This window comes from Borborobacter arsenicus, assembly GCF_003934165.1.
Classification (GTDB): domain Bacteria; phylum Pseudomonadota; class Alphaproteobacteria; order Rhizobiales; family Rhizobiaceae; genus Pseudaminobacter; species Pseudaminobacter arsenicus.
In genome coordinates, this window is sequence record NZ_ML133509.1 from 251,928 (window position 1) to 273,685 (window position 21,758).

The following is a 21,758-nucleotide window of genomic DNA, read 5'->3' on the forward strand; positions in this document are numbered from 1 at the left end:
TAGAGCCTTTCATGGTTATACGAAAGCAGTTCTGTTTGTCCGATGGCGAGGCGATCCGCCAGGAGGGCGGCGCCGGCCGATGTGGACCATCGGCCAAGTCCGGCCGACGCCGCGGGCGCCCGCCAGCGGCAAACCCTGCGGGCCGGGTGAATTCGGGCCAAATCCTTCGGGCTTCGGACTTGGCCGTACCCCGGTACGCCCGGTGCCGAAGCCCTCGACCTTGTTCCCGAATTCCCTCCGGCAGAACGCTTCCGTATGACCATGAAAGGCTCTAGAGCAGCGGGCATTCTGACGAACGCGCCCTCCGCTGCTCCGACCCGGTTTCTTTTGCCGCATTTGTGCAACGCCAGACGAATCCGTCTGGCTGCAAAATGCTCTAGTTGAACCCATAAGGTCCGATGGTGGGGATGGAACTGGCCGAGCCACACATTCCGGCATCAGCCGCTCTGGATGTGCAAGGGCGCTGATAGGACTGGGTGGAAATTCCGGACTGGCAACCGGAAACGACGGCATTGGCCGCCAGCATCACGCAGACCGCAAGCCATCGCATCGGCCCATCCTCCGTGTGTTTCGTCAAATTCTACCACCTGCCGTTGAACCGTCGACAATCCAGGTTAGTCTTTCGTGAGAACAGGAGGCGATGGATCAGCCCGCAAGGATCGCTTTTTTCGGGTTGAATTGGCCACCGGCAAAAACTTTCAAAAATGTCACGGAACAACCTGGAGACCGTCCCGTTCATAGGTGTGGACCAGGAGATGCGAGCATGGCCAGGATAGTCTATGAAATAGTCGAGCACGACGGAGGCTGGGCCTACAAGCTGAACGACGTGTTTTCAGAAACGTTCCGCCGCCATGAGGACGCGCTTAACGCCGCAAAGGCAGCCGCTGCCGAACAGCAACTGGCCGGCACGACCGAAGGCATCTCCTATCAGGACGCAACCGGTATCTGGCACGAGGAGGTAGCGGAAGGCGGAGACCGCCCGGAGACCGAGGTTTCAGACGAAGTGGAAGAAACCGGCGATCAGGAATCCATGCACCAAAAAGCGCCATAACGCGACGATTTGAAGCTTTCAGGCAGCCGGTCAGCGCACCTGGTCGAGCAGGCGCTTGCATTCCAGCAGATCGAACAGCGCCTCTTGCAACAGCGCGCGATTGTCGCGTGAGAGCTTGCCGCTATCGGCCTGGACCGGGCCTTCTTCCTCCGACTTGCCCAGCCCGAAGAACCGCCGATTGGGCTTGGCCTTGGGCTCGCCCACCAGCATCTCCTCGTCCATCCGCGGCTGTGCGCCGGCGGTAAGGGGGGCTGTATCGGCCTGCTTGCGCTGCGCAATGGCCTCGACAGCCGCCAGATCGCCATTGCCGATAGCTATCAGGAACTGGTTGCCATTCTCGCGCAGCAGTTTCTGCACGCCCTTTATCGTATAGCCCTGGTCGTAGAGCATATGGCGGATGCCCTTGATGAGTTCGACATCCTGGGGCCGATAGTAACGCCTGCCGCCGCCGCGTTTCATGGGCTTTATCTGGGTGAAGCGTGTTTCCCAGAATCTCAGCACATGCTGCGGCAGATCGAGATCCTCAGCCACCTCACTGATGGTACGGAACGCGTCGGGGCTCTTTTCCATGGCGCAACTCTCACTCAAGAGTTCATTCGTTGCAACGCAACGTGACGTGCTCCCCCTCGCCCGATCATGAAGACCTGGATCGTCACGCATTCAGGCGCGTGATCCGGAGCGAAATCCCTACAGATCGGAGTTTACCTCAAATTCGGTCAAAATCCGATTCGTTCGTTATTTCAGCGCTTTGTGAATCAACATTCAAGCCCGGCACAAATGCAAGCGCCAGTCTTCAACCGCATTTTTATGGGTTGTGCCCGAACGGCTATTTGTCCGTCGAGGCCTTGCTGTTCTGGTGGGCGCGCAAAATCCGGCTCTTCAGCACGTTCGAGGCCTTGAAGGTCATGACGCGGCGCGGCAGGATCGGTACTTCCTCGCCGGTCTTGGGATTGCGACCGATGCGCTCGTTCTTGTCGCGGACATGGAACGTCGCGAAGGATGACAGCTTGACTGTCTCGCCGCGAACGATGGCTTCGCAGATTTCATCAAGAACGGCTTCGACGAGTTCAGCGGATTCGGTGCGAGACAAGCCTACCTTCCGATAGACTGCTTCGGCGAGATCGGCGCGCGTAAGTGTCTTTCCCCCCATGCGAGCGTCAACCATCCCCGGAACAAAATTCATTATAGGCGTCCAGACGTTAGAAAATTGGTCCGGCAAGGTCAAGGACCTGAATCACTTGGATTTTCTGTTTGGCGGGAATCAATTTGATGCTGCACTGCGGTGGAGGAAAATCCGTCGACGCAACCTAGGCGTTCGGCCGATCGCGCTACTACCAGCGTAGAAGCACCGCCCCCCAGGTGAAGCCGCCGCCCATCGCCTCCAGCAGAACCAGATCGCCCTTTTTGATACGGCCATCTGCCACCGCCACCGACAGGGCGAGCGGCACGGAGGCTGCGGAGGTGTTACCGTGCAGATCAACGGTCACGACGACCTTCTCTTCCGCTATTCCGAGTTTTTTCGCTGAAGCGTCGATGATGCGCTTGTTGGCCTGGTGCGGCACGAACCAGTCGAGATCGTCGGCACCGATGTCAGCCTGGGCGAATGTCGCCTCGATGACGTCGGTAATCATGCCGACAGCATGCTTGAAGACCTCACGGCCTTCCATCCGCAATTGTCCGACGGTGCCTGTCGTCGAAGGCCCGCCATCGACAAAGAGCTTTTCCTTGTGAACTCCGTCCGAACGCAGGCTGGCTGCCAGCACGCCACGGTCGGCAATAGTGCCGGCGCCTTCGGCGGCTTCGAGGATGAGCGCACCCGCCCCGTCGCCGAAAAGCACGCAGGTCGAGCGGTCGTTCCAGTCCAGAATGCGCGAGAATGTCTCCGAACCGATCACCAGAACCCTTCTGGCGAGGCCGCCACGAATATAGGCGTCGGCGGTCGTCACCGCATAGACGAACCCGCTGCACACCGCCTGCATGTCAAAGGCAAAGCCGTGATGCATGCCCAGCCGGTTCTGGATATCGACGGCGGTCGCCGGGAAAGTATTGTTTGGCGTCGAGGTTGCCAGCACGATCAGGTCGATGTCGGCTGGCGTCATCCCGGCATTGGCCAGGGCCGCACGCGCCGCTGCCTCACCGAGCGAGGCGGTGGTTTCGTCGTCGGCGGCAATATGGCGCTGGCGTATGCCGGTGCGCTGCACGATCCATGCGTCCGACGTCTCGACCATGCCTTCGAAATCGGTATTCTTCATGATGCGAGGCGGCAGCGCGGACCCAATGCCACGCATAATCGATCTGATCATCAGGAGTCCTTATTCGTTGTCGCCGGCGAGCTCGGCCGATCTGCTACCTGTTCGAGGATGCCGCGCATGGAACAGGTCGAGATCCGCTTCGATCCTATCGAGTAGCCGGTTTCTGACCATGTCATAGCCCAACTCGATTGCCGCCGCGAATCCCTCGTCATCGGCACCGCCGTGACTTTTCACCACAATGCCGTTGAGCCCAAGGAAGACGCCGCCATTGGCGCGGCGCACATCCAGCTTCTCGCGCAAGGTCTTGAAGGCGCCCCTGGCAAAGAAGTAGCCGATCTTCGCCATCAGCGTACGGCTCATCGCCGCCCGCAGATAGGAACTGATCTGGCGCACCGTGCCTTCCGCCGTCTTCAAAGCGATATTGCCGGCAAAGCCCTCGGTTACGACCACATCGACTGTGCCCTTGCCGATATCGTCGCCCTCGACAAAGCCGTGATAGTCCATGGCCATCTTGCCCGGTTCACGCAGCAGAAGGCCGGCCTCCTTCACATCTTCCTGGCCCTTGATCTCTTCCACGCCGACATTGAGCAGCCCGACTGTGGGCCGTTCCATGCCGAACAGCGCGCGAGCCATGCCCGCGCCCAGGATCGCAAAATCGATCAGCTGGTGTGCATCGGCACCGATAGTGGCGCCGACATCCAGCACGACGCTCTCGCCGCGCAATGTCGGCCAGATGGCGGCAATTGCCGGGCGGTCGATGGTCGCCATCGTGCGTAGGCAGAATTTCGACATCGCCATCAGCGCGCCGGTGTTGCCGGCCGAGATGCAGGCGTCGGCCTCGCCGTTCTTGACCGCCTCGATCGCCTTCCACATCGAGGATTTCCAGCGACCGTGGCGCAGCGCCTGGCTCGGCTTGTCATCCATCCGCACGGCGACTTCGCAATGGACGAATTCAACGATCGGGGCGAGCTTGGGATATTTATTCAGTTCGGGCCGAACCGCGTCCTCACGGCCATAGACCAGGAAGCGCACATCATTGCGGCGCAGCGCAACGCTCTGAAGTGCTGGAATAACCACCGCCGGCCCGATGTCGCCGCCCATGGCATCGATGGAAATCCTGATCACTCGGTATAAATCTCACATTGTTCGAATGGCGGGGCCGCGGCCGAACCCTCAGTTTAGGCTTGGCGAAAATAGCGGTTTTACGTCGCCGCACAACCGCCATTTCGCGGATGTGCGGGGAGTTTTCAGGATTTTCGCAGCAGATCGCGAAGCTTGCGCTGCAATTCGCCATCCACGGGCGCGTCTGCGGGATCGTCCTCCAATGACGACACAGATACGTTGCCCTTGCGTGGATAGGGATCGATAGCAAGGCCGAAAAACTCTTCGGCCAGCGCGCCGACATCGATCGTGTCGCCGAAGAAAGTTTCCGGACTGTCCGGCCCCTCCGCATCCAGCACCATCTCGCCGGCCGAACTGAAGCCCAACCGCCCAAGTTTGGAATCTTCCGGCCAGAACAGCGCCGAAACCTCCTCGTCCATATGGGTTTGGATGGGTTCCAGAGTGACGACGCAGGCCTGGACGATATCGGCGATAACCCGGCCGGCTACCTTCACCCCATTGCGCTTCCAGGGTGTCACCATCAGCTCGGCGCGGTAGCTCTCCACCTTTTCCAGACCATGCTCGGCGGCCAGCGCTTCGCGCTGCCTTTCGTCGGCCTCGATGACCACGGGCAGGCCCTTTGCCGGCAAGCGGGAAACATTGGCCTTGAAGGAAACCGGACTCGTCGCTTCATGATGATGTTTCATGGCCCTACTCGCTTCGCTCAATTGGCCAGCACCGCCGGAAACCGAATCGTACCGGCGGCAATGCCGTCCAGATCCTGTCCGGCAAGCGCCTTGTCCGCGGCGATCACATAGCTGGCCAGCCTTGCCGACTGCGGCCATTCGGCAGCATCCGGCTTGATATTGCGCGCCAGGGCGGCGGCTAGCGCATCGGCGTCGCCGCGTTCCAGCGCGTCCGCATAGGCGGTGGTGCGGCCATAGAACATACGTGCCAGTTTCTTCATGCGCTTGGGCACGCCCATGTCCCCTATTCCCAGTTCGCGCAGCGAATGTTCGACATCGGCGAAGAAGTCGTCGGTCAACACTTGGGCGATCTCGCGCATCGCGCCGCCCTCGCCGCGCACCCGATGCTGGAACAGGAACATGTGCAGCGAAAGCATCTCGAAGCGGCCCAGCGGTGTGTCGGGCACCTCCCAATCGGAATAAAATTCCGGTCGCCGCGCCGCCGCCACGATTTCGGTATAGAGGGCATCCGTTATCGTCCGGTTGCGGTCACGGCCACCAAACAGGCGTTGAAACATGACGGGCGGTCTCCTGAAGCATGTTGCAGCCGAGTGGAATCACTTGGCGTCGCATACATGCGGCAATCAACAAGTTGGACCATGATGTCGTCCGAAAACCGTTTTACACTTTTCGGCATCATGGTCTAAGGGAACCGTTTCACAGCGTGGCCTTGTTGCATCGCCGCTCAAGCTGGTTTACCGCTTTTGCGGCTCCGTGCAAGGTGGAGGCGGCAACACCGATTGCCAGGATCGATTTGAAGGAGTTGTTGTTGGACTCGCTGAAATTCAAGACCGTTTTTTCGCCAATGGCCGTCGGCGCGGCCTCGGTGCTTGCCGCGCTTGCGCTTTCAGGCTGCAACACGTCGAAGACCTTCGGCGATCTGACGCCGGGCGAAACCTTGACGCAAGGCTATGTCATCGATCAGCAGCAGATCGATCTGGTTCCTGTCGGCTCCAGCCGCGAACAGGTCCTGCTCGCGCTCGGCACGCCGTCGACCACCGCGACTTTCGACAATGAAGTGTTCTACTACATTTCGCAGACCCGCAGGCGGTCGGTCGCCTTCCTCAATCCACGGCTGGTCGACCAGAAGGTCCTTGCGGTCTATTTCGGCGATGATGGCCGCGTGACGCAGATCGCCAATTACGGCATGCAGGATGGCAAGGTGTTCGATTTCATCGGCCGCACCACGCCCACCGGCGGCAAGGACCAGAATTTCATCGGCCAGCTTCTGGCCGGCGCCGGCAACGCACCGACATCACTGCCGGGCCTGCCAAGCCAATAATTTTTCTACCGGCAACAAAAAAACCCGCGGGAGCGATCCCGCGGGTTTTTTCTTGTGCGTCTCGTTCGTCAGTGCGCCAGGATGGCCAGGAGCAGCAATGCCACGATATTGGTGATCTTGATTGCCGGGTTGACTGCCGGACCCGCGGTATCCTTGTAGGGATCGCCGACCGTATCGCCGGTCACCGAAGCCTTGTGCGCTTCGGAACCCTTGAGATGCTTGACGCCGTCCTTGTCGGTAAAGCCGTCCTCGAAGGACTTCTTGGCATTGTCCCAGGCACCGCCGCCTGACGTCATGGAAATGGCGACGAACAGGCCGTTGACGATGACGCCGAGCAATGACGCGCCAAGTGCGGCGAAGGCGGATGCCTTCGAACCGGAAATGAGCAGCACGCCGAAATAGACGACGAGCGGCGCCAGCACCGGCAGCAGCGAGGGAACGATCATTTCCTTGATCGCCGCCTTGGTCAGAAGGTCGACCGCGCGGGCATAGTTCGGCTTGGACGTGCCCTTCATGATGCCCGGATCTTCGCGGAATTGCCTGCGTACTTCCTCCACGATGGAGCCCGCCGCCCGACCGACCGCGGTCATGGCGATGCCGCCGAACAGATACGGGATCAGGCCGCCAAAGATCAGGCCGGCGACAACATAGGGATTGGACAGGTCGAAGGAGACCTCACCCATGCCTTGGAAGTAGGTGTATTTGTCGCCATTGGCCGCGAAGAACTGCAGATCGTTGGAATAGGCGGCAAACAGCACCAGCGCGCCGAGGCCTGCCGAGCCGATCGCGTAGCCCTTGGTGACGGCCTTGGTCGTGTTGCCGACGGCGTCAAGCGCATCGGTTGAATGACGCACTTCGCTCGGCAGGCCCGACATTTCGGCAATACCACCGGCATTGTCGGTCACCGGACCGAAGGCGTCGAGCGCAACGATCATGCCGGCAAGGCCGAGCATGGTGGTCACCGCGATCGCAGTGCCGAACAGTCCGCCAAGCTGGTAGGTGGCAATGATGCCGCCGACGATGACGATTGCCGGCAGAGCGGTGGATTCCAGCGAAACCGCAAGGCCCTGGATGACGTTGGTGCCGTGGCCGGTGACTGAAGCCTGCGCAATCGAATTGACCGGGCGCTTGTTGGTGCCGGTATAATATTCGGTGATCACGACGATCAGGCCGGTTACCAGCAGCCCCATCAGGCCGCAGACGAACAGATCGGTGCCGCTGAAGACGTCGCCGGAATTGGTGGAAATGTCGCCCCAGCCGATGGTCAGCGAGGTCGCGGCACCGAGGCCGATGATCGACAGCAGGCCGGTCACGATCAGGCCCTTGTAGAGAGCGCCCATGATCGAGCCGTTGGTGCCAAGCTTGACGAAGAACGTGCCGACGATCGAGGTGACGATGCAGGCGCCGCAAATCACCAGCGGGTAGAGCATCACCGTGCCGAGGATGGCCGAGCCGCCGAAGAAGATCGCCGCCAGCACCATGGTGGCCACGACGGTCACGGCATAGGTTTCGAACAGGTCGGCAGCCATGCCGGCGCAGTCGCCGACATTGTCACCGACATTGTCGGCGATGGTGGCCGGGTTGCGCGGGTCGTCCTCGGGGATGCCCGCTTCGACCTTGCCGACGAGATCGCCGCCGACATCCGCGCCCTTGGTGAAGATGCCGCCGCCAAGACGCGCAAAGATCGAGATCAGCGACGCGCCGAAGCCGAGCGCGACCAGAGAATCGATGACCGTGCGGTCATCCGGCGCCAGCCCCATCGCCCCGACGAGAACCCAGTAATAGACAGACACGCCGAGCAGGGCGAGACCCGCCACCAGCATGCCGGTGATGGCGCCCGACTTGAAGGCAATGTCGAGGCCCGCCGCCAGGCTGTTGGAGGCGGCCTGCGCGGTGCGCACATTGGCGCGGACGGAAACATGCATGCCGATGAAGCCGGCGGCGCCCGAAAGCACGGCGCCAATCAGGAAGCCGATCGCGGCCGTTGCCGACAACAGCCACCATGCAAGAAGGAGGACAACCACGCCGACGATGGCGATGGTGGTGTATTGACGTGCAAGATAAGCCTGCGCACCCTCCCGGATGGCAGCGGAAATTTCCTGCATGCGTGCATTGCCCTGGTCGGAAGCAAGAACCGACTGCGTCGCCCAAATGGCGTAGAGGACAGAAAGCAGGCCGCAGGCAATGACGACGTAAAGCATGGTCATATGCCGATCTTCCCTGATTGTTGGCCCGTCAGAACCCCTCCGCGAGCCGTTATGACGATGACCAGGCCGTTAAACGCGGTCCGGTCGGTCATATGTTGTGCGAAACAGGTCAGGGAACGTCAAGATATTGTTCCGATTTTTCCAGGCTTTCGCCACATTGCCGCCCCGACGCATGATTCGCGGGGCTTTTCGGGCAGTATCGCGCAGATGACGACCCGTCCAGAGCCCGAAATTATCTGCCCACGATGCGTAGTTGTCGGCCAATCGAGCCTCGGAGGCGTTAGGTTGAGTCGATCTGCCCGGAAGCTTCGAACGGCTTTCGAGCATCGGACCGAAAAGTGGAATCCGGTTTTCGAAAATCCGATGCTCGAAGGTGATCTTGCGGCGCGTCCCCGGCTAATAGGAGCGCGGCGGCACGAAAAGACATACCGTCCTGCCGTCATTGGCACCGGCGACCGAACACCAATGGAAGGCCCCGTCCGGCGAGTTTCTCACGCGGCTGTCCCGATAGGCCAGCACTTCCCCGGTTCCGGCAATGACATAGCCTTCCGGCCGCTCGATGATGGCCTTGGCCGGCACCTCGCGGCAATCGAACCCGGAGCAGCAGGCAAAGGGGTAACTCCAGCCTGATTTGGCGTCATGCGCGAAGGCCGGATGCCCCTGGAAAACAACAAAGATGAAGGATGATGCCAGCGCAGCGAAAGCGGCGCTGTAAAGGCGTTTTCGCAAGCAGAACATAAAGCGTTCTCCAAGGTTAGCCCCCGAAGAAAAAAATGCGCCCGTTCGACTAACGCAACCTTAACTCTGATTGTTCCGGAACCACTCCACGATCGCTGGCATGCTGTCTTCAAAACCGCCTGGGACAAAGACATTCAGCAGTCCGGCGCGCGCTTCCGTCCGGTTTTCAAAGTCATGTATCACTCTCGCCGGAACCATGACGAACGAGCCAACCGGCGAATCATACCAAGTATCTCCGACCAGTATACTGGGTTGGCCTTCAATAACAAAAAACAACTCGTCATTTTCGGCGTGAGAATGTGCGCCGGGACCTTTGGAGAGCGGTTCCAGCCACCATTCCGATACGGAGTAGCGGTCGCCTGCTTCCGGCCGGTCCACCTTGAAGACGGCACTCATCGTGCCACAGTCATATCCCCGGCCTTGCCGAAGGCCGAGGATGACCGCTTTGCGTTCCGTGGTGATTGTCATGTCGGTCTCCCTGTTCGACCGAAACAACGCATCAGAACGATTTTGGTTTACGCCGTTGCCAGGCATCCTCCCTGCCCTGCCCGGTCAGTCGATATCGGCTATGGCCTCCGACCCGCCGCCCTGGATGCGCTGCGACAGCGAAGCTTCCATGAACTCGTCGAGATCGCCATCGAGCACGTCGTCGGGGCTGGTGTTTTCCACGCCTGTGCGCAGGTCCTTCACCAGTTGATAGGGCTGCAGCACATAGGAGCGTATCTGATGGCCCCAGCCGATATCGGTCTTGGCCGCTTCGGTGGCATTGGCTTCCGCCTCGCGTCGTTTCAGCTCTTCCTCATAGAGGCGTGAGCGAAGCATTTCCCAGGCTTTCGCGCGGTTTTTGTGCTGAGAACGCTCGGCCTGGCAGGCAACTGCAATGCCGGTGGGAATGTGCGTGATGCGCACGGCCGAATCGGTGGTGTTGACGTGCTGCCCGCCGGCGCCTGACGACCGATATGTGTCGATGCGCACATCCGATTCGGCAATATCGATCTGGATCGAGTCGTCGATCACCGGATAGACCCAGACACTGGCAAAGGATGTGTGCCGGCGCGCATTGCTGTCATAGGGCGAGATGCGCACCAGTCTGTGAACACCCGATTCCGTCTTCAGCCAGCCATAGGCATTATGGCCCTTGATCGACAGCGTCGCGGATTTGATACCGGCCTCTTCGCCGTCATGCACTTCCAGCACTTCGACCTTGAAGCGGCGGCGTTCGGCCCAGCGCGTATACATGCGCAGCAGCATGGACGCCCAATCCTGGCTTTCCGTGCCGCCCGCGCCTGCATGAACCTCGATATAGGTGTCGTTGGCATCGGCCTCGCCCGACAGCATGGTCTCGATCTGGCGTGCCTTGACCTCACCGGAGAGCGAACGGATCGCGGCCTCGGCCTCGGCGACGATATCGTTGTCGCCCTCTTCCTCGCCAAGTTCGATCAGGCCGATATTGTCTTCCAGTGCCTGCGAAAGCCCCTTGATCGCGTTGATGCCGTCATCAAGGCTTTGGCGCTCGCGCATCAGCTTCTGTGCTTCCTGCGGATCATTCCAGAGGCTGGCGTCCTCGGAACGCATATTCAGGTAATCAAGCCGTTTTAGTGCCTGATCCCAGTCAAAGATGCCTCCTCAGCAGGCTTATGGCCTGCTTGATTTCGTCGACAAGTCTTTCGGTTTCTGCGCGCATGGCAGGTTCTTTTTCCTATTTTCTGAGCCTGGAGCCGCGGACGCCCGGAAAAACCCGGGCTGCCGCTCTATCCGCTTATTTTACCGCATTTGTGCGGTGCCAGATGACACCACCTGGCTGCAAAATGCTCTGGTTTGAGCCGGCGCCGGACCATAGGGAGGCGACCGCCCGCTGTAAAGGGAACAAGTGATCAGTAGAGGCCGCCGCCGCCGCCCTCGATAATCGCCTTGTTTGCCTGTGGCGAGAGTTCCGCGCCATAGCCGCTGGTTCCGTCCTCGCCCATACCGATGACCCAATAGCTGTCGGCGGGGCCGGTGCCCGGCTTGAAAGCCTCGACGAAGGCGCCCGGCTCGCCGGCCTCGGCGCGCATGCCCGTCTTGCGGTTGATGGCGATGAGCTTCATGCCTTCAGGCACCTGGAAATCCACGATGGGCCGATCTTTCAGGGCCTCCGTCATAAATTCCTTGAAGATCGGCGCTGCAAGCCCGCCACCGGTCGATCCCTTGCCGAGTGGCGTCGGCTTGTCGTAGCCCATGTAAAGGCCGACGACGAGGTTCGGCGTATAGCCGATGAACCAGGCATCCTTTTCGTCATTGGTCGTTCCGGTCTTGCCGGCAAGCGGGCGTCCCAACTCCGCCAGCGTGGTGGCGGTGCCGCGCTGGACGACGCCCTCCATCATCGAGGTGATCTGATAGGCGGTCATCGGGTCCAGCACCTGCTCGGAATTGTCGACGAGTTCCGGTTCCGCCTGGTTTTCCCATTCGGTCGCCACACAGCCTTCGCAGCCGCGTTCGTCATGCTTGAACACCGTCTTGCCGTAGCGGTCCTGGATGCGGTCGATCAGCGACGGCTTGATCTGCCTGCCGCCATTGGCCATCACCGAATAGGCCGAAACCATGCGCATGACCGTCGTTTCGCCCGAGCCCAGCGACATGGCAATGTGCTGGGGCATCTTGTCGTAGACGCCGAAACGCTCGGCATATTCGGCCACCAGCTTCATGCCCATGTCATTGGCAAGCCGCACCGTCATCAGGTTGCGCGAGCGCTCGATGCCGGACCGCAGCGTCGAAGGGCCGGCAGCCTTGCCGTCATAATTCTTGGGCGACCAACTCGTCGTGCCGATATGGATGGTGATCGGCCCGTCCATGATGACGGAAGCCGGCGTATAGCCATTGTCCAGTGCCGCAGCGTAGACGAACGGCTTAAAGGCGGAACCGGGCTGGCGCAGCGCTTGGGTCGCCCGATTGAACTCCGAACCCGAATAGGAAAAACCACCGACCATTGCCAGAACGCGGCCGGTATGCGGGTCCATCGCCACGAGACCACCCGAGACGGCCGGCGGCTGGCGCAGCAGATAGCCGGACTCGCTGCCGCCCTTCTTTTCCACGAACACGACATCGCCCGGCTTCAGCACATCGGCCGGAGAATTCGCCTTCACGCGCTTGCCATCGACCATGTGGCGCATGGCAAAGCTCATGTCTTCCTTGGCAACCGTTCCGCGCTCGCGCTCCTCCACGATCGCGCCGGATGCCTGGCGCTTCGGCTTAAGGCCGATCTTGAGGCCGGCATCGGAGCTTTCCAGAACGACAGCCAGCGGCCATTCCGGCACGTCGTCGAGGTCCTTGACCTCGCTCAGCGCCGGCCCCCAGTCACCGGAGATATCGATGCTGGTCACCGGTCCGCGATAGCCGCGCAAAGTGTCGTATTTCACCAGGCCGTGCTGCATGGCCTTGCGGGCGATGAGCTGGAGCTTTGGATCGAGCGTGGTGCGCACCGAAAGCCCGCCCTCATAGAGCGCGTTTTCGCCATAGCGCGAGATGATCTCGCGGCGCACCTCCTCGGTGAAATACTCACCGGCAAACAGGTAATTGCCATTGCGGCGCGGCGTGACGCCCAGCGGGCCTGCCTTGGCCTTCTCGCCTTCCTCGGGCGAGACATAGCCATTGGCGACCATCTGGTCGATCACCCAATTGCGCCGCTCGATCGCGCGATCGGTATGGCGGAACGGATGATAGTTGGACGGGCCTTTGGGGAGTGCTGCAAGATAGGCAGCCTCAGCCACCGTCAGTTCATTGACCGACTTGTCGAAATAGGTAAGTGCGGCGCCGGCGACCCCATAAGCGCCAAGACCGAAGAAGATCTCGTTCACATAAAGTTCGAGGATCCGGTCCTTCGAATAGGCCTGCTCGATGCGGAAGGCCAGGATCATCTCGCGGATCTTGCGATCATAGGTCTGGCTGGAGGTCAGCAGAAAGTTCTTGGCCACCTGCTGGGTGATGGTCGACGCGCCGACCGGGCGGCGGCCTGATCCCATATTGCGAAAATTGGTGGCCACGGCGCGGAACAGGCCGGTGATGTCGATGCCGGGATGGTTATAGAAATTCTTGTCTTCCGCCGACAGGAAGGCCGCCTTGACCCGGTCGGGCACGGCCTGGATCGGAAGGAACAGGCGGCGTTCGCGCGCGAACTCACCCATCAGCGCGCCATCGGAAGCGTGAATCCTGGTCGTGACCGGGGGCTCGTAGCTCGCCAGCACTTCGTAATCGGGCAGATCCTTGGTCAGATGGCTGACATAGATGGCCGCGCCGGCTGCCACCAGAAGCGCCAGCATGGTGCCGATCCCGAAGAAATATCCGATTAGACGAATCATGCCCGCTCCAGTCCGTGGTCCGGGAAGTCCTCAGCAAAAAAGATGCCGGCCGCAAGGCGCTGAAGCCAACCCGTTCCCCTTATAGTCAAGCCATGTCGTCTTCATGTGGATAAAATGCGGCAGCCGGCTCCCACCTTAACGATTATTCGCCTTTCGACGATCAACTGTGGTGTGCACGCAACGCCCGACGCAACCAGCGGCCTGCGACATGGCAGCAGGCATCATCCGCCGGTCGCCATTTTTGCGGCGGCAAAGGAAGCGACCGCATCGGCAATGCTTTGCGCAGCCTTGCCGCGCCAGTTCGCATCCCGCAACTGTTCCTCATCCTCCGGATTCGACAAATAGCCGAGCTCCAGCAACACCGAAGGCACGTCCGGCGCCCTTAGCACCCGGAAGCCTGCATAACGGTGCGGATTGTTGATGAGACCGATCGTGTCTGACAATTCGGAAAGCAGGGAACGGGCGAAATTCATCGAGAAGCCATGCGTCTCGCGCTTGATCAACTCGATCAATATGTCGGCGACTTCCTGGTTTTCGTCCTCGATCTTGATGCCGGCAAGCTGGTCGGAAAGGTTCTCGCGGTCGGCCAGCGCCTGCGCCTCGGCATCAGAGGCCCTGTCAGAAACCGTATAGACCGTGGCACCGCGAATACCCTTGAGGCGGATCGTGTCGGCATGGATGGAGATGAACAGATCGGCTTCGTGCTGGCGCGCGATCCGCACCCTTTCGTCCAGCCTCAGGAAATCATCCTTTTCGCGCGTCATATAGACGTCGTAATTGCCACTTTCGCCGAGCTTGGCGCGCAATTCCAGCGCAAAAGCCAGGGTGATCGATTTTTCCACCGTGCCGTTCAGCCCTTCGGCGCCACCGTCGATGCCGCCATGGCCAGGATCGATGACAATGGTGAAGCGCTTGTTGGCGCGCGCGACGGCCTGGCTGATCCGATCGGCCTTCGGGGTCGTCTCGGTCGAACCCGTGGTCTGCGACTGGACGGAAAGGGCTTCCTCGAACTGACGTTCGGAACCCGCGACGATATCGGCCACCAGCCGATAGCCGGGTGAATTCTCGTTCTCCAGCACGTCGAGCTTTTCGACCGTGAACGGCCCCTTGGAGGTCAGGATCAGCCGCGACTCGCCCTCGCCCAATTGCCCGTAGCGTACGCTTTTGACCAGACCGCGCGCCTTGAGATCCTTTGCATCGATCGAGAATTTGGTCTCAGGAAGATCGATCACCAGACGGTGGGGACCGCGCAGCAGGAACCATTTTGGCTCCGGCTCCTGGTCGAAATTCAGGACAATGCGCATGCGGGTCGCATCGCCCGCCATCTTGTAGTCATGCGCTTCCAGCATTGCGCCGGCGCTGGCCTGAAGGGACAATCCGATCATCGCGCAAAGCAAGGCGAACAGGAACACGCCTGCACGGCCCGGAAACACGCCAATCCGCTTTGCATAAGCAAGATTCATTTCCGCCGCCCTACGCACATCCCAACTCACCCGCGCCCGCCTTCTCAAGGCCGGTTAGGCCTGGATTTGGATTAACGACCGGTATCGGAATAAGGTTAACCAAGTCTTTTTTTAAGGTGCTTCGGACCACCTCCCCCGCTTCCGCACAGCTTTTCGCCGGCATCTGAATCAGGGTTGCGTTGAACCCCGGCAAATCATAAAAGCGATGCTGGGCCACCGCAATGCCCGCAACCTCCTCGCCGGCCTGCCCGCAGCGGTTCAGCAAGCGACGGAAAAGACGGCTTCATTCCCGGTCGTGGCGAAGGTGCTAAGGTGGCCGCGACGGATTTCGCCAGGATTTTCAGTGACGTGGAAATTCTGACGCGAGGAAAACGGCCGGAACGACAATTCCGCGCCGGCTCTTTAAGAGCAAAAAGCTGGTCCGGGTTTTCCGGGCTTTGGTTCAATGGGTCCGCACGTTAACGCGATGGCTTCAAGCGCAATCATGGAAACCGCAGATGACCGCGCCACTCTGGCAGCGGGCGGCTTGTCCATGGTGCTTCGGCAGCGAATGGCGGGCCTTCAAGTGTCCGGATCGCCCATTTCACCTGATCCAAGGCAGCGTCCCGCGCTGCGCGGATCATGGATGGCGGCGGACGGCAGGATAAAAGATAATGCCCAACAAGATGCTGATAGACGCCTCCCACCCGGAGGAGACACGGGTTGTCGTCGTACGCGGTAACCGCATCGAAGAATTCGACTTTGAATCACAGGACAAGAAACAGCTCAAAGGAAACATCTATCTCGCCCGCGTAACCCGCGTCGAACCTTCACTCCAGGCTGCCTTTGTCGAATATGGCGGAAACCGGCACGGTTTCCTCGCCTTCAGCGAAATTCATCCCGACTACTACCAGATTCCGGTTGCCGACCGGCAGGCGCTGTTGCGCGCCGAAGCCGAAGAGGCCGAGGAAGACCACGACGACGATGACGACAATGGCGAGGAACGCCAGGAGCGCAACCGCGGACGGCGCCGGCGGCGCGGCGGCAGGAATCGCAGCCAGGGCGGCGAGGACGGCAGCCAGGCAAGCGCTTCCGATGACGATAGCGGCGAAGACGGCAATGGCGATGAAGACGCCGCTGTTCATGCGCAGGGCAATGAAGACTTGCCCGCCGAAGAGGGCTCGGACGCCGCCGAAGGCGAGACCGACGATGTAGCGCCTGAGGAAGACGGCGGCCCGGCCACGATGGCTGCGGCGGCGCAGGCCGATGTCGTTTCCGAGGAGATCGAGCCGGCTCAGGCGAATGACGACGCCCCCTCATCCGACGAGGATCGCGGCAATATCGAGGAGATTTCGTCTCATCACCACGACGAGCACGGGATCGAGTCCGTCGGCGCGGAAGATGCGCTTGAGGAAGTGCGCCGGCCGCGCAAGACGCCACGCCGTCACTACAAGATCCAGGAAGTCATCAAGCGGCGCCAGATCCTGCTGGTGCAGGTGGTCAAGGAAGAACGCGGCAACAAGGGCGCTGCGCTGACGACCTATCTGTCGCTGGCCGGCCGCTATTCGGTGCTGATGCCCAACACGGCGCGCGGCGGCGGCATTTCGCGCAAGATAACCAATGCGCAGGACCGCAAGCGCCTGAAGGAGGTCGTACAGGAGCTCGAAGTGCCGCAGGGCATGGGCGTCATCCTGCGCACCGCCGGCGAAAGCCGCACCAAGGCCGAGATCAAGCGCGACTACGAATATCTGATGCGCCTGTGGGAAACGGTCCGCAGCCTCACCCTTGAATCCATCGCGCCTGCCCTGGTCTATGAGGAGGGCAGCCTGATCAAACGATCGGTGCGCGACCTCTACAACAAGGACATCGACGAGATTCTCGTCTCCGGCGAGGACGGCTACCGCGAAGCCAAGGACTTCATGCGGATGCTGATGCCGAGCCACGCCAAGGTGGTGCAGCCTTATCGCGAATCGACACCGATATTCGTGCGCTACGGCATCGAGGCCCAGCTCGACCGCATGCTGCAGCCGCAGGTGACGCTGAAATCCGGCGGCTACATCATCATCAACCAGACCGAGGCGCTGGTTGCCATCGACGTCAACTCGGGACGCTCCACCAAGGAACATTCGATCGAGGAAACCGCACTCCACACCAATCTGGAAGCGGCGGAGGAAGTTGCCCGCCACCTGAGGCTGCGCGACCTCGCCGGCCTGATCGTCATCGACTTCATCGACATGGAGGAGAACCGCAACAACCGTGCGGTGGAAAAGAAGCTCAAGGATTGCCTGAAGAACGACCGCGCCCGCATCCAGGTCGGCCGGATATCGCATTTCGGGCTGATGGAGATGTCGCGCCAGCGCATTCGTTCCAGCGTGCTCGAATCCACGATGAAGCCCTGCCCGCATTGCAACGGCACCGGGCATCTGCGTTCCGATTCTTCCGTGGCCCTTCTGGTCGTGCGCGCCATCGAGGAATTCCTACTCAAGGATTCGCGCCACCACATCACGGTGCGGACCCCTGTCTCGACCGCGCTCTACGTGCTCAACCACAAGCGCAGCACGCTGATCGAACTCGAACAGCGCTTCGGCCTGACCATCAATATGGAGCCGGACGAAACCGTCGGGTCGCAGCATTATGCGATCAGCCGCGGTGCGGTGGTGGAAAAGCCACTTGTCACCGCAGTGGCGCAGATCGCCCCGGCCTATATCGAGCCGGAAGAGCCGGAAGACATCATTGTCGAGGACGAGGAAGCCGAAGAAGCACAGGCCGCGCATGCCGACAAGGCAGAGGACGGCGAACAGCGCGACCGCAAGCGGCGCAAGCGGCGCCGGCGGCGCGGCGGCAAGGACCGCGAGCGCGAGCATGTAGCATCTGCTCAGGATGAAGCGGCGACAGAATCGGTCGCCGGCGAGAGCAGCGAGCTTGAGTCTGGCGATGGCGAGGCTGCGGAAGCCGGCGCGGGAGAAAAAGCCGACATAGCGGCCGACAGCGAGGGTGAGGAAACCGAGCGCAAGAAACGGCGCCGGGGCAAACGCGGCGGAAAGCGCAACCGCAAGGAGGATGGCGACGCCGCCCAAGCTGAGGATGGAGCGCAAGACATCGCTGCCGAAGCAGACGGTGCGGCCGAGCCGCTCGACGCCGTAGCCGAGCCCTCACAGGACGAGCCTGCTCCATCGCCGGAAGAACCCGCTGAGGCAGCCCCGGCACCGGAACAACCCGCTCAGCCAGTGTCCGTTGAAGAAACGGCGGTGGCGGAAAAGCCCAAGCGCGCCCCGCGCCGGACCTCCAAGGCCAAGAAGGCCGAGGCGGAGGCAGTCGCGGCAGAGGCTGAAGCCGCTCCTGTCGAAGCCGAAAGCGAAGCGACCGAAGCGCCGGCCGAGAAGAAGCCGGCCAAGCCGCGCGCCTCGCGTCGCAAGCCCAAGGAGCCGGCGGTTGAAGTCGCCGCCGCGCCGGTCGAGCCTGCTGCCGCTCCTGTAGAACCTGCCACGGTGCAGGCGCAGAACAATAATGCGGATGAACCGGCGGTGCCCGAAAAGGCCGAAGAGCTGGAAGTCGAAGCCGAGCCGAAGCCGAAAAAGGCCGGCTGGTGGCAGCGCAAGAGCTTCTTCTGAGCTTGATTCAGCCCCGACTATCCAAAAATCCCGCGCAGCTCGCGCGGGATTTTTTATGAAAGTGGATCGGAGCGCTGTGGCACCTCGCGCAGCCTTGGTTCCTCGCTCCCTGCAGAACCCAGGTTCCTCGCTACCCTTGGGTTAGTCGCAGCCCTCGCAGGCCTTGGGTTCCTCGCCCCTCTGGGGAGAGGTGGTTTGCGTCAGCAAACCGCGGCTCGGTCAGGGGACCGGCACGCAGAAGCGGTGGACAGAATCCATCCACCTTCGCCCGCAATCCCTTGCCAGCCCTGCCTTTGCCCACCCACGCCGCACTTTCTCATCCCCATCTCGCGCCTGTGCCCTCATAGTCCCCGCATCGCCCTCGCGGGAACACGGGTCATGAACCGGATGAGCGTGGAGGGGACGGTGCCGGATCGGTGACGCGATGGTGGCGTTGCTGGGTGATGAGCCCTCAGGTCCGGGCCTTGGAGAGCGGCTTTGCCGGCAGGAGCCGGCATCCCGAACTCGAGGCAAGAACACCGGCGGGGCGCGAAGGTCGCGCCACATAACATACCTTAGGAAGGCAAGGCCCTCGCGCCCCGCTTCCCATGTTCTTTGACAATGGTCAGACGCAATCATGCGGGCGTGGCGACGGAAAACCGCACCCTTGGCCTGCGTCTGGCCATTCCGGGGTCCCCGCCAGCGACGAGCGCAGCGAGGCAGCTTAAGGGCGGGGCAAGGACTACCAGACGCATTTTGCGGGCGTGGCAACGGAAAACTGTGGCTAGGACCTTTCAGGACCTGGGTTCTTCACCCCTCTGGGGAGAGGTGTCGAGGCGAAGCCGAGACGGAGAGAGGCCGAGCAAAGTGGAGCAAAACCGCTACGGCGCGAAGATCGACCAATCCATCGCTTTTGCAAGCTTTTCCAGGACGATGGAGCCAAGTCTTGAATTGCCGTTTTCATTGAGGCCGGGCGACCAGACCGCGATCGAAGCGATACCGGGCACGATGCCGAGGATGCCGCCGCCAACCCCGCTCTTGCCGGGAATTCCGACCCGGAAGGCAAAGTCGCCTGAACCGTCATAATGGCCGCAAGTGAGCATCAGCGCCAGGATGCGGCGAGCCCGCTCCGGCGAAATAACGGAATGGCCCGTCGATGGACTTTTGCCACCATGGGCGAGAAACCGTCCGGAAAGCGCCAGTTGCCGGCAACTCATGGCAATGGCGCAATGGTGGAAATAGACACCGAGCGCCAGTTCCGGAGCATGGTTGAGATTGTCGAAAGCGCGCATGTAGTTGGCGAGCGCGACATTGCGGTAGCCTGTCGCCTTCTCCGAGGCGGCGACATCCTTGTCGATGAAAACCGTATCATCCTCGGCCAGGAACTGGACGAAACGCAGTATCTCGCCAATCGCCTCACGCGGCTGATGGCCGGCGAGCAGCACATCCGTCACCACGATCGCGCCCGAGTTGATGAACGGATTTCGCGGGATGCCGCGCTCATGTTCCAGTTGAATGATGGAATTGAACGGATTGCCGGAGGGTTCACGCCCGACACGCCGCCACAGCGCGTCGCCAACCTTGCCGAGCGCAAGGGTCAGCGTAAAAATCTTGGAGATGCTCTGGATGGAAAAAGGCTCATCGGCATCGCCGGCGACGAGCATGCGCCCATCCGCCAGCGCTACCGCAATGCCGAAGCGTTGCGGATCAATCTTGCCCAATTGCGGTATGTAGCTTGCGACCTCGCCGCGATCCGGTCGAGCAGCCATCTCCTCGGCCAGCGCCGCAAGAACAGTCTCCAGGTCCGGCAAACCCCTCTCCTATTTCAACCAGCGCTCGATTCGCGCCATGGCCTCCACCATATCCTCATGGCTGCCGGCATAGGACAAGCGCATGAAACGGTGGCCGGCAGTGGTATCGAAATCCTGGCCGGGCGTGGCCGCGACATGGGCTTCAGCCAGCATGCGGCGGGCAAACTCCATGCTGTCATTGGTCAGCCGCGACACGTCACAGAAGGCGTAGAAGGCACCGTCCATCGGCGCGGCAAGGGAAAACCCGATTTCCGGCAGGCGCCGCATCAGCAATTCGCGGTTCAATGCATAGCGGGCCTTGACCAACTCAAGCTCGGCGGTTGCGGCGAAGGCCTTAGCGGCGGCGACCTGCGACAATTCCGGCGCGGAAATATAAAGGCTCTGCTGGATGCGCTCGATCGGCCGCACCAGCGCTTCAGGCAGCACCATCCAGCCGATCCGCCAGCCGGTCATGCAATAATATTTCGAAAACGAGTTGATGACGGTGACATCGTCGCCGAAGCCCAGGGCAGTGGTATCGGGGGCGGAATAGGCCAGCCGGTGATAGATCTCATCGGAAATCACTGAAATCCCGAGGCTTTTTGCCTTGGTAATCAGTCCGGCAAGCGCGTCCGCAGGGATCACCGCGCCGGTGGGATTGGCCGGGCTGGCGAAAAGGACGCCCTTCAAGGGACGCTCGGCATGGGGGGCATCCAGATGAGCGGCAGACAGATAGGCGGCACCTTCCAGCTCGATTTCCACGACTTCGAGATCAAGCGCCTTCATGATGTTGCGATAGGCCGGATAGCCGGGGGCAGCGACAGCGACCCGGTCGCCCGGATCGAACATGGCAAGGAAAGCCAGGTTGAAGCCGGCGGAAGAGCCAGTAGTCACCGCAATGCGCGCCGGCGAGACTTCAATGCCGTAATGCTCGGCGTAATGCGCGGCAATCGCCTGGCGCAGGTCCGCCCGGCCCAGCGCGTCCGTGTAGCCGATACGCCCGTCACGCAAGGCGCGGGCAGCCGCTTCGCGCACCGGCGTCGGCGCCGGATCGAAAGGCTGGCCGACGGCAAGCGAGATCACCGGCGCGCCGAGCGCCTTCAGCCTATTGGCCTCGGCCAGGATATCCATGGCGTGGAAGGGCTCCACCTCCCCGCGTTTGGAAACCGAAACGACCATATCCTCATCAATCCCATGCGTATCTGAAAGGCAACGCCGCACAAAT

17 protein-coding genes are annotated in these 21,758 nt (G+C 61.2%); 3 read left to right on the forward strand and 14 right to left on the reverse strand.

Annotation, left to right across the window (positions count from 1 at the left end; genetic code table 11):
• Positions 1–763 precede the first annotated feature (763 nt).
• Complete coding sequence (locus EET67_RS02780) at positions 764–1,051, forward strand: DUF2188 domain-containing protein (RefSeq protein ID WP_128624698.1); 288 nt, start codon at positions 764–766, stop codon at positions 1,049–1,051.
• Between the two features lie 30 nt (positions 1,052–1,081).
• On the opposite strand, the gene EET67_RS02785 is transcribed toward EET67_RS02780, so the two are convergent.
• From EET67_RS02785 to EET67_RS02810, 6 genes are all read right to left on the reverse strand, one after another.
• Positions 1,082–1,621, reverse strand: a complete 540-nt coding sequence (locus EET67_RS02785; protein ID WP_128624699.1) for a MerR family transcriptional regulator — start codon at positions 1,619–1,621, stop codon at positions 1,082–1,084.
• 256 nt (positions 1,622–1,877) lie between these two features.
• Positions 1,878–2,201, reverse strand: coding sequence for an integration host factor subunit alpha (locus tag EET67_RS02790; protein WP_128624853.1), 324 nt, complete (start codon positions 2,199–2,201; stop codon positions 1,878–1,880).
• 181 nt (positions 2,202–2,382) lie between these two features.
• The gene (locus EET67_RS02795) at positions 2,383–3,354 is read right to left on the reverse strand and encodes a beta-ketoacyl-ACP synthase III (RefSeq protein ID WP_128624700.1); all 972 of its coding nucleotides are present in this window, start codon (positions 3,352–3,354) and stop codon (positions 2,383–2,385) included.
• A gap of 9 nt (positions 3,355–3,363) precedes the next feature.
• Positions 3,364–4,428: a phosphate acyltransferase PlsX gene (gene plsX / locus EET67_RS02800; protein WP_128624701.1), complete on the reverse strand. Its 1,065-nt coding sequence runs from the start codon at positions 4,426–4,428 to the stop codon at positions 3,364–3,366.
• A 122-nt stretch (positions 4,429–4,550) separates the two neighbouring features.
• Entirely contained in the window at positions 4,551–5,111 is a 561-nt protein-coding gene (locus tag EET67_RS02805; RefSeq protein WP_128624702.1) for a YceD family protein, read from the reverse strand.
• A gap of 17 nt (positions 5,112–5,128) precedes the next feature.
• Positions 5,129–5,668, reverse strand: coding sequence for a ubiquinol-cytochrome C chaperone family protein (locus tag EET67_RS02810; RefSeq protein WP_128624703.1), 540 nt, complete (start codon positions 5,666–5,668; stop codon positions 5,129–5,131).
• Between the two features lie 251 nt (positions 5,669–5,919).
• Between EET67_RS02810 and EET67_RS02815 the strand changes: the two genes are divergently transcribed.
• Positions 5,920–6,432, forward strand: a complete 513-nt coding sequence (locus tag EET67_RS02815) for an outer membrane protein assembly factor BamE (RefSeq protein ID WP_128624704.1) — start codon at positions 5,920–5,922, stop codon at positions 6,430–6,432.
• Positions 6,433–6,500: 68 nt separating this feature from the next.
• Here the strand turns inward: EET67_RS02815 and EET67_RS02820 are convergent, their stop codons facing one another.
• From EET67_RS02820 to EET67_RS02845, 6 genes are all read right to left on the reverse strand, one after another.
• Positions 6,501–8,639: a sodium-translocating pyrophosphatase gene (locus EET67_RS02820; protein WP_128624705.1), complete on the reverse strand. Its 2,139-nt coding sequence runs from the start codon at positions 8,637–8,639 to the stop codon at positions 6,501–6,503.
• Positions 8,640–9,035: 396 nt separating this feature from the next.
• On the reverse strand, positions 9,036–9,377 hold the full coding sequence (locus EET67_RS02825; protein ID WP_245450693.1) for a hypothetical protein: 342 nt from the start codon (positions 9,375–9,377) through the stop codon (positions 9,036–9,038).
• A 60-nt stretch (positions 9,378–9,437) separates the two neighbouring features.
• Positions 9,438–9,845 carry a cupin domain-containing protein gene (locus EET67_RS02830; protein WP_128624706.1) on the reverse strand — a complete coding sequence of 136 codons (408 nt, stop codon included), beginning with the start codon at positions 9,843–9,845 and terminating at the stop codon, positions 9,438–9,440.
• Positions 9,846–9,929: 84 nt separating this feature from the next.
• Positions 9,930–11,061 (reverse strand): peptide chain release factor 2 gene (gene prfB / locus EET67_RS02835; RefSeq protein WP_128624707.1). Its coding sequence is split into 2 segments (ribosomal slippage): positions 9,930–10,994 and positions 10,996–11,061, totalling 1,131 coding nucleotides; the frame shifts between segments, so codons are not numbered across the junction.
• A gap of 190 nt (positions 11,062–11,251) precedes the next feature.
• Entirely contained in the window at positions 11,252–13,711 is a 2,460-nt protein-coding gene (locus EET67_RS02840) for a penicillin-binding protein 1A (RefSeq protein WP_128624708.1), read from the reverse strand.
• Between the two features lie 221 nt (positions 13,712–13,932).
• The gene (locus EET67_RS02845; RefSeq protein ID WP_128624709.1) at positions 13,933–15,174 is read right to left on the reverse strand and encodes an N-acetylmuramoyl-L-alanine amidase; all 1,242 of its coding nucleotides are present in this window, start codon (positions 15,172–15,174) and stop codon (positions 13,933–13,935) included.
• A gap of 653 nt (positions 15,175–15,827) precedes the next feature.
• Between EET67_RS02845 and EET67_RS02850 the strand changes: the two genes are divergently transcribed.
• On the forward strand, positions 15,828–18,764 hold the full coding sequence (locus EET67_RS02850; RefSeq protein ID WP_128624710.1) for an Rne/Rng family ribonuclease: 2,937 nt from the start codon (positions 15,828–15,830) through the stop codon (positions 18,762–18,764).
• Between the two features lie 860 nt (positions 18,765–19,624).
• Here EET67_RS02850 and EET67_RS25840 read toward each other — a convergent pair.
• Both EET67_RS25840 and EET67_RS25845 read right to left on the reverse strand, forming a co-directional pair.
• Positions 19,625–20,554 (reverse strand): glutaminase, encoded by a 930-nt coding sequence (locus tag EET67_RS25840; protein WP_170313204.1) that lies wholly within the window; start codon positions 20,552–20,554, stop codon positions 19,625–19,627.
• A 9-nt stretch (positions 20,555–20,563) separates the two neighbouring features.
• Entirely contained in the window at positions 20,564–21,712 is a 1,149-nt protein-coding gene (locus EET67_RS25845; protein WP_170313205.1) for a pyridoxal phosphate-dependent aminotransferase, read from the reverse strand.
• Positions 21,713–21,758 lie beyond the last annotated feature (46 nt).

Bases quoted from the DNA above. Each gene is read 5' to 3' on its own strand.
- EET67_RS02780 (WP_128624698.1), top strand. From the start codon at position 764: ATGGCCAGGATAGTCTATGAAATAGTCGAGCACGACGGAGGCTGGGCC.
- EET67_RS02810 (WP_128624703.1), bottom strand. From the start codon at position 5,668: ATGTTTCAACGCCTGTTTGGTGGCCGTGACCGCAACCGGACGATAACG.
- EET67_RS02830 (WP_128624706.1), bottom strand. From the start codon at position 9,845: ATGACAATCACCACGGAACGCAAAGCGGTCATCCTCGGCCTTCGGCAA.
- EET67_RS02805 (WP_128624702.1), bottom strand. From the start codon at position 5,111: ATGAAACATCATCATGAAGCGACGAGTCCGGTTTCCTTCAAGGCCAAT.
- EET67_RS02840 (WP_128624708.1), bottom strand. From the start codon at position 13,711: ATGATTCGTCTAATCGGATATTTCTTCGGGATCGGCACCATGCTGGCG.
- EET67_RS25845 (WP_170313205.1), bottom strand. From the start codon at position 21,712: ATGGTCGTTTCGGTTTCCAAACGCGGGGAGGTGGAGCCCTTCCACGCC.
- EET67_RS02850 (WP_128624710.1), top strand. From the start codon at position 15,828: ATGCCCAACAAGATGCTGATAGACGCCTCCCACCCGGAGGAGACACGG.
- EET67_RS02820 (WP_128624705.1), bottom strand. From the start codon at position 8,639: ATGACCATGCTTTACGTCGTCATTGCCTGCGGCCTGCTTTCTGTCCTC.
- EET67_RS02795 (WP_128624700.1), bottom strand. From the start codon at position 3,354: ATGATCAGATCGATTATGCGTGGCATTGGGTCCGCGCTGCCGCCTCGC.
- EET67_RS02845 (WP_128624709.1), bottom strand. From the start codon at position 15,174: ATGAATCTTGCTTATGCAAAGCGGATTGGCGTGTTTCCGGGCCGTGCA.
- EET67_RS02785 (WP_128624699.1), bottom strand. From the start codon at position 1,621: ATGGAAAAGAGCCCCGACGCGTTCCGTACCATCAGTGAGGTGGCTGAG.
- EET67_RS02825 (WP_245450693.1), bottom strand. From the start codon at position 9,377: ATGTTCTGCTTGCGAAAACGCCTTTACAGCGCCGCTTTCGCTGCGCTG.
- EET67_RS02790 (WP_128624853.1), bottom strand. From the start codon at position 2,201: ATGGGGGGAAAGACACTTACGCGCGCCGATCTCGCCGAAGCAGTCTAT.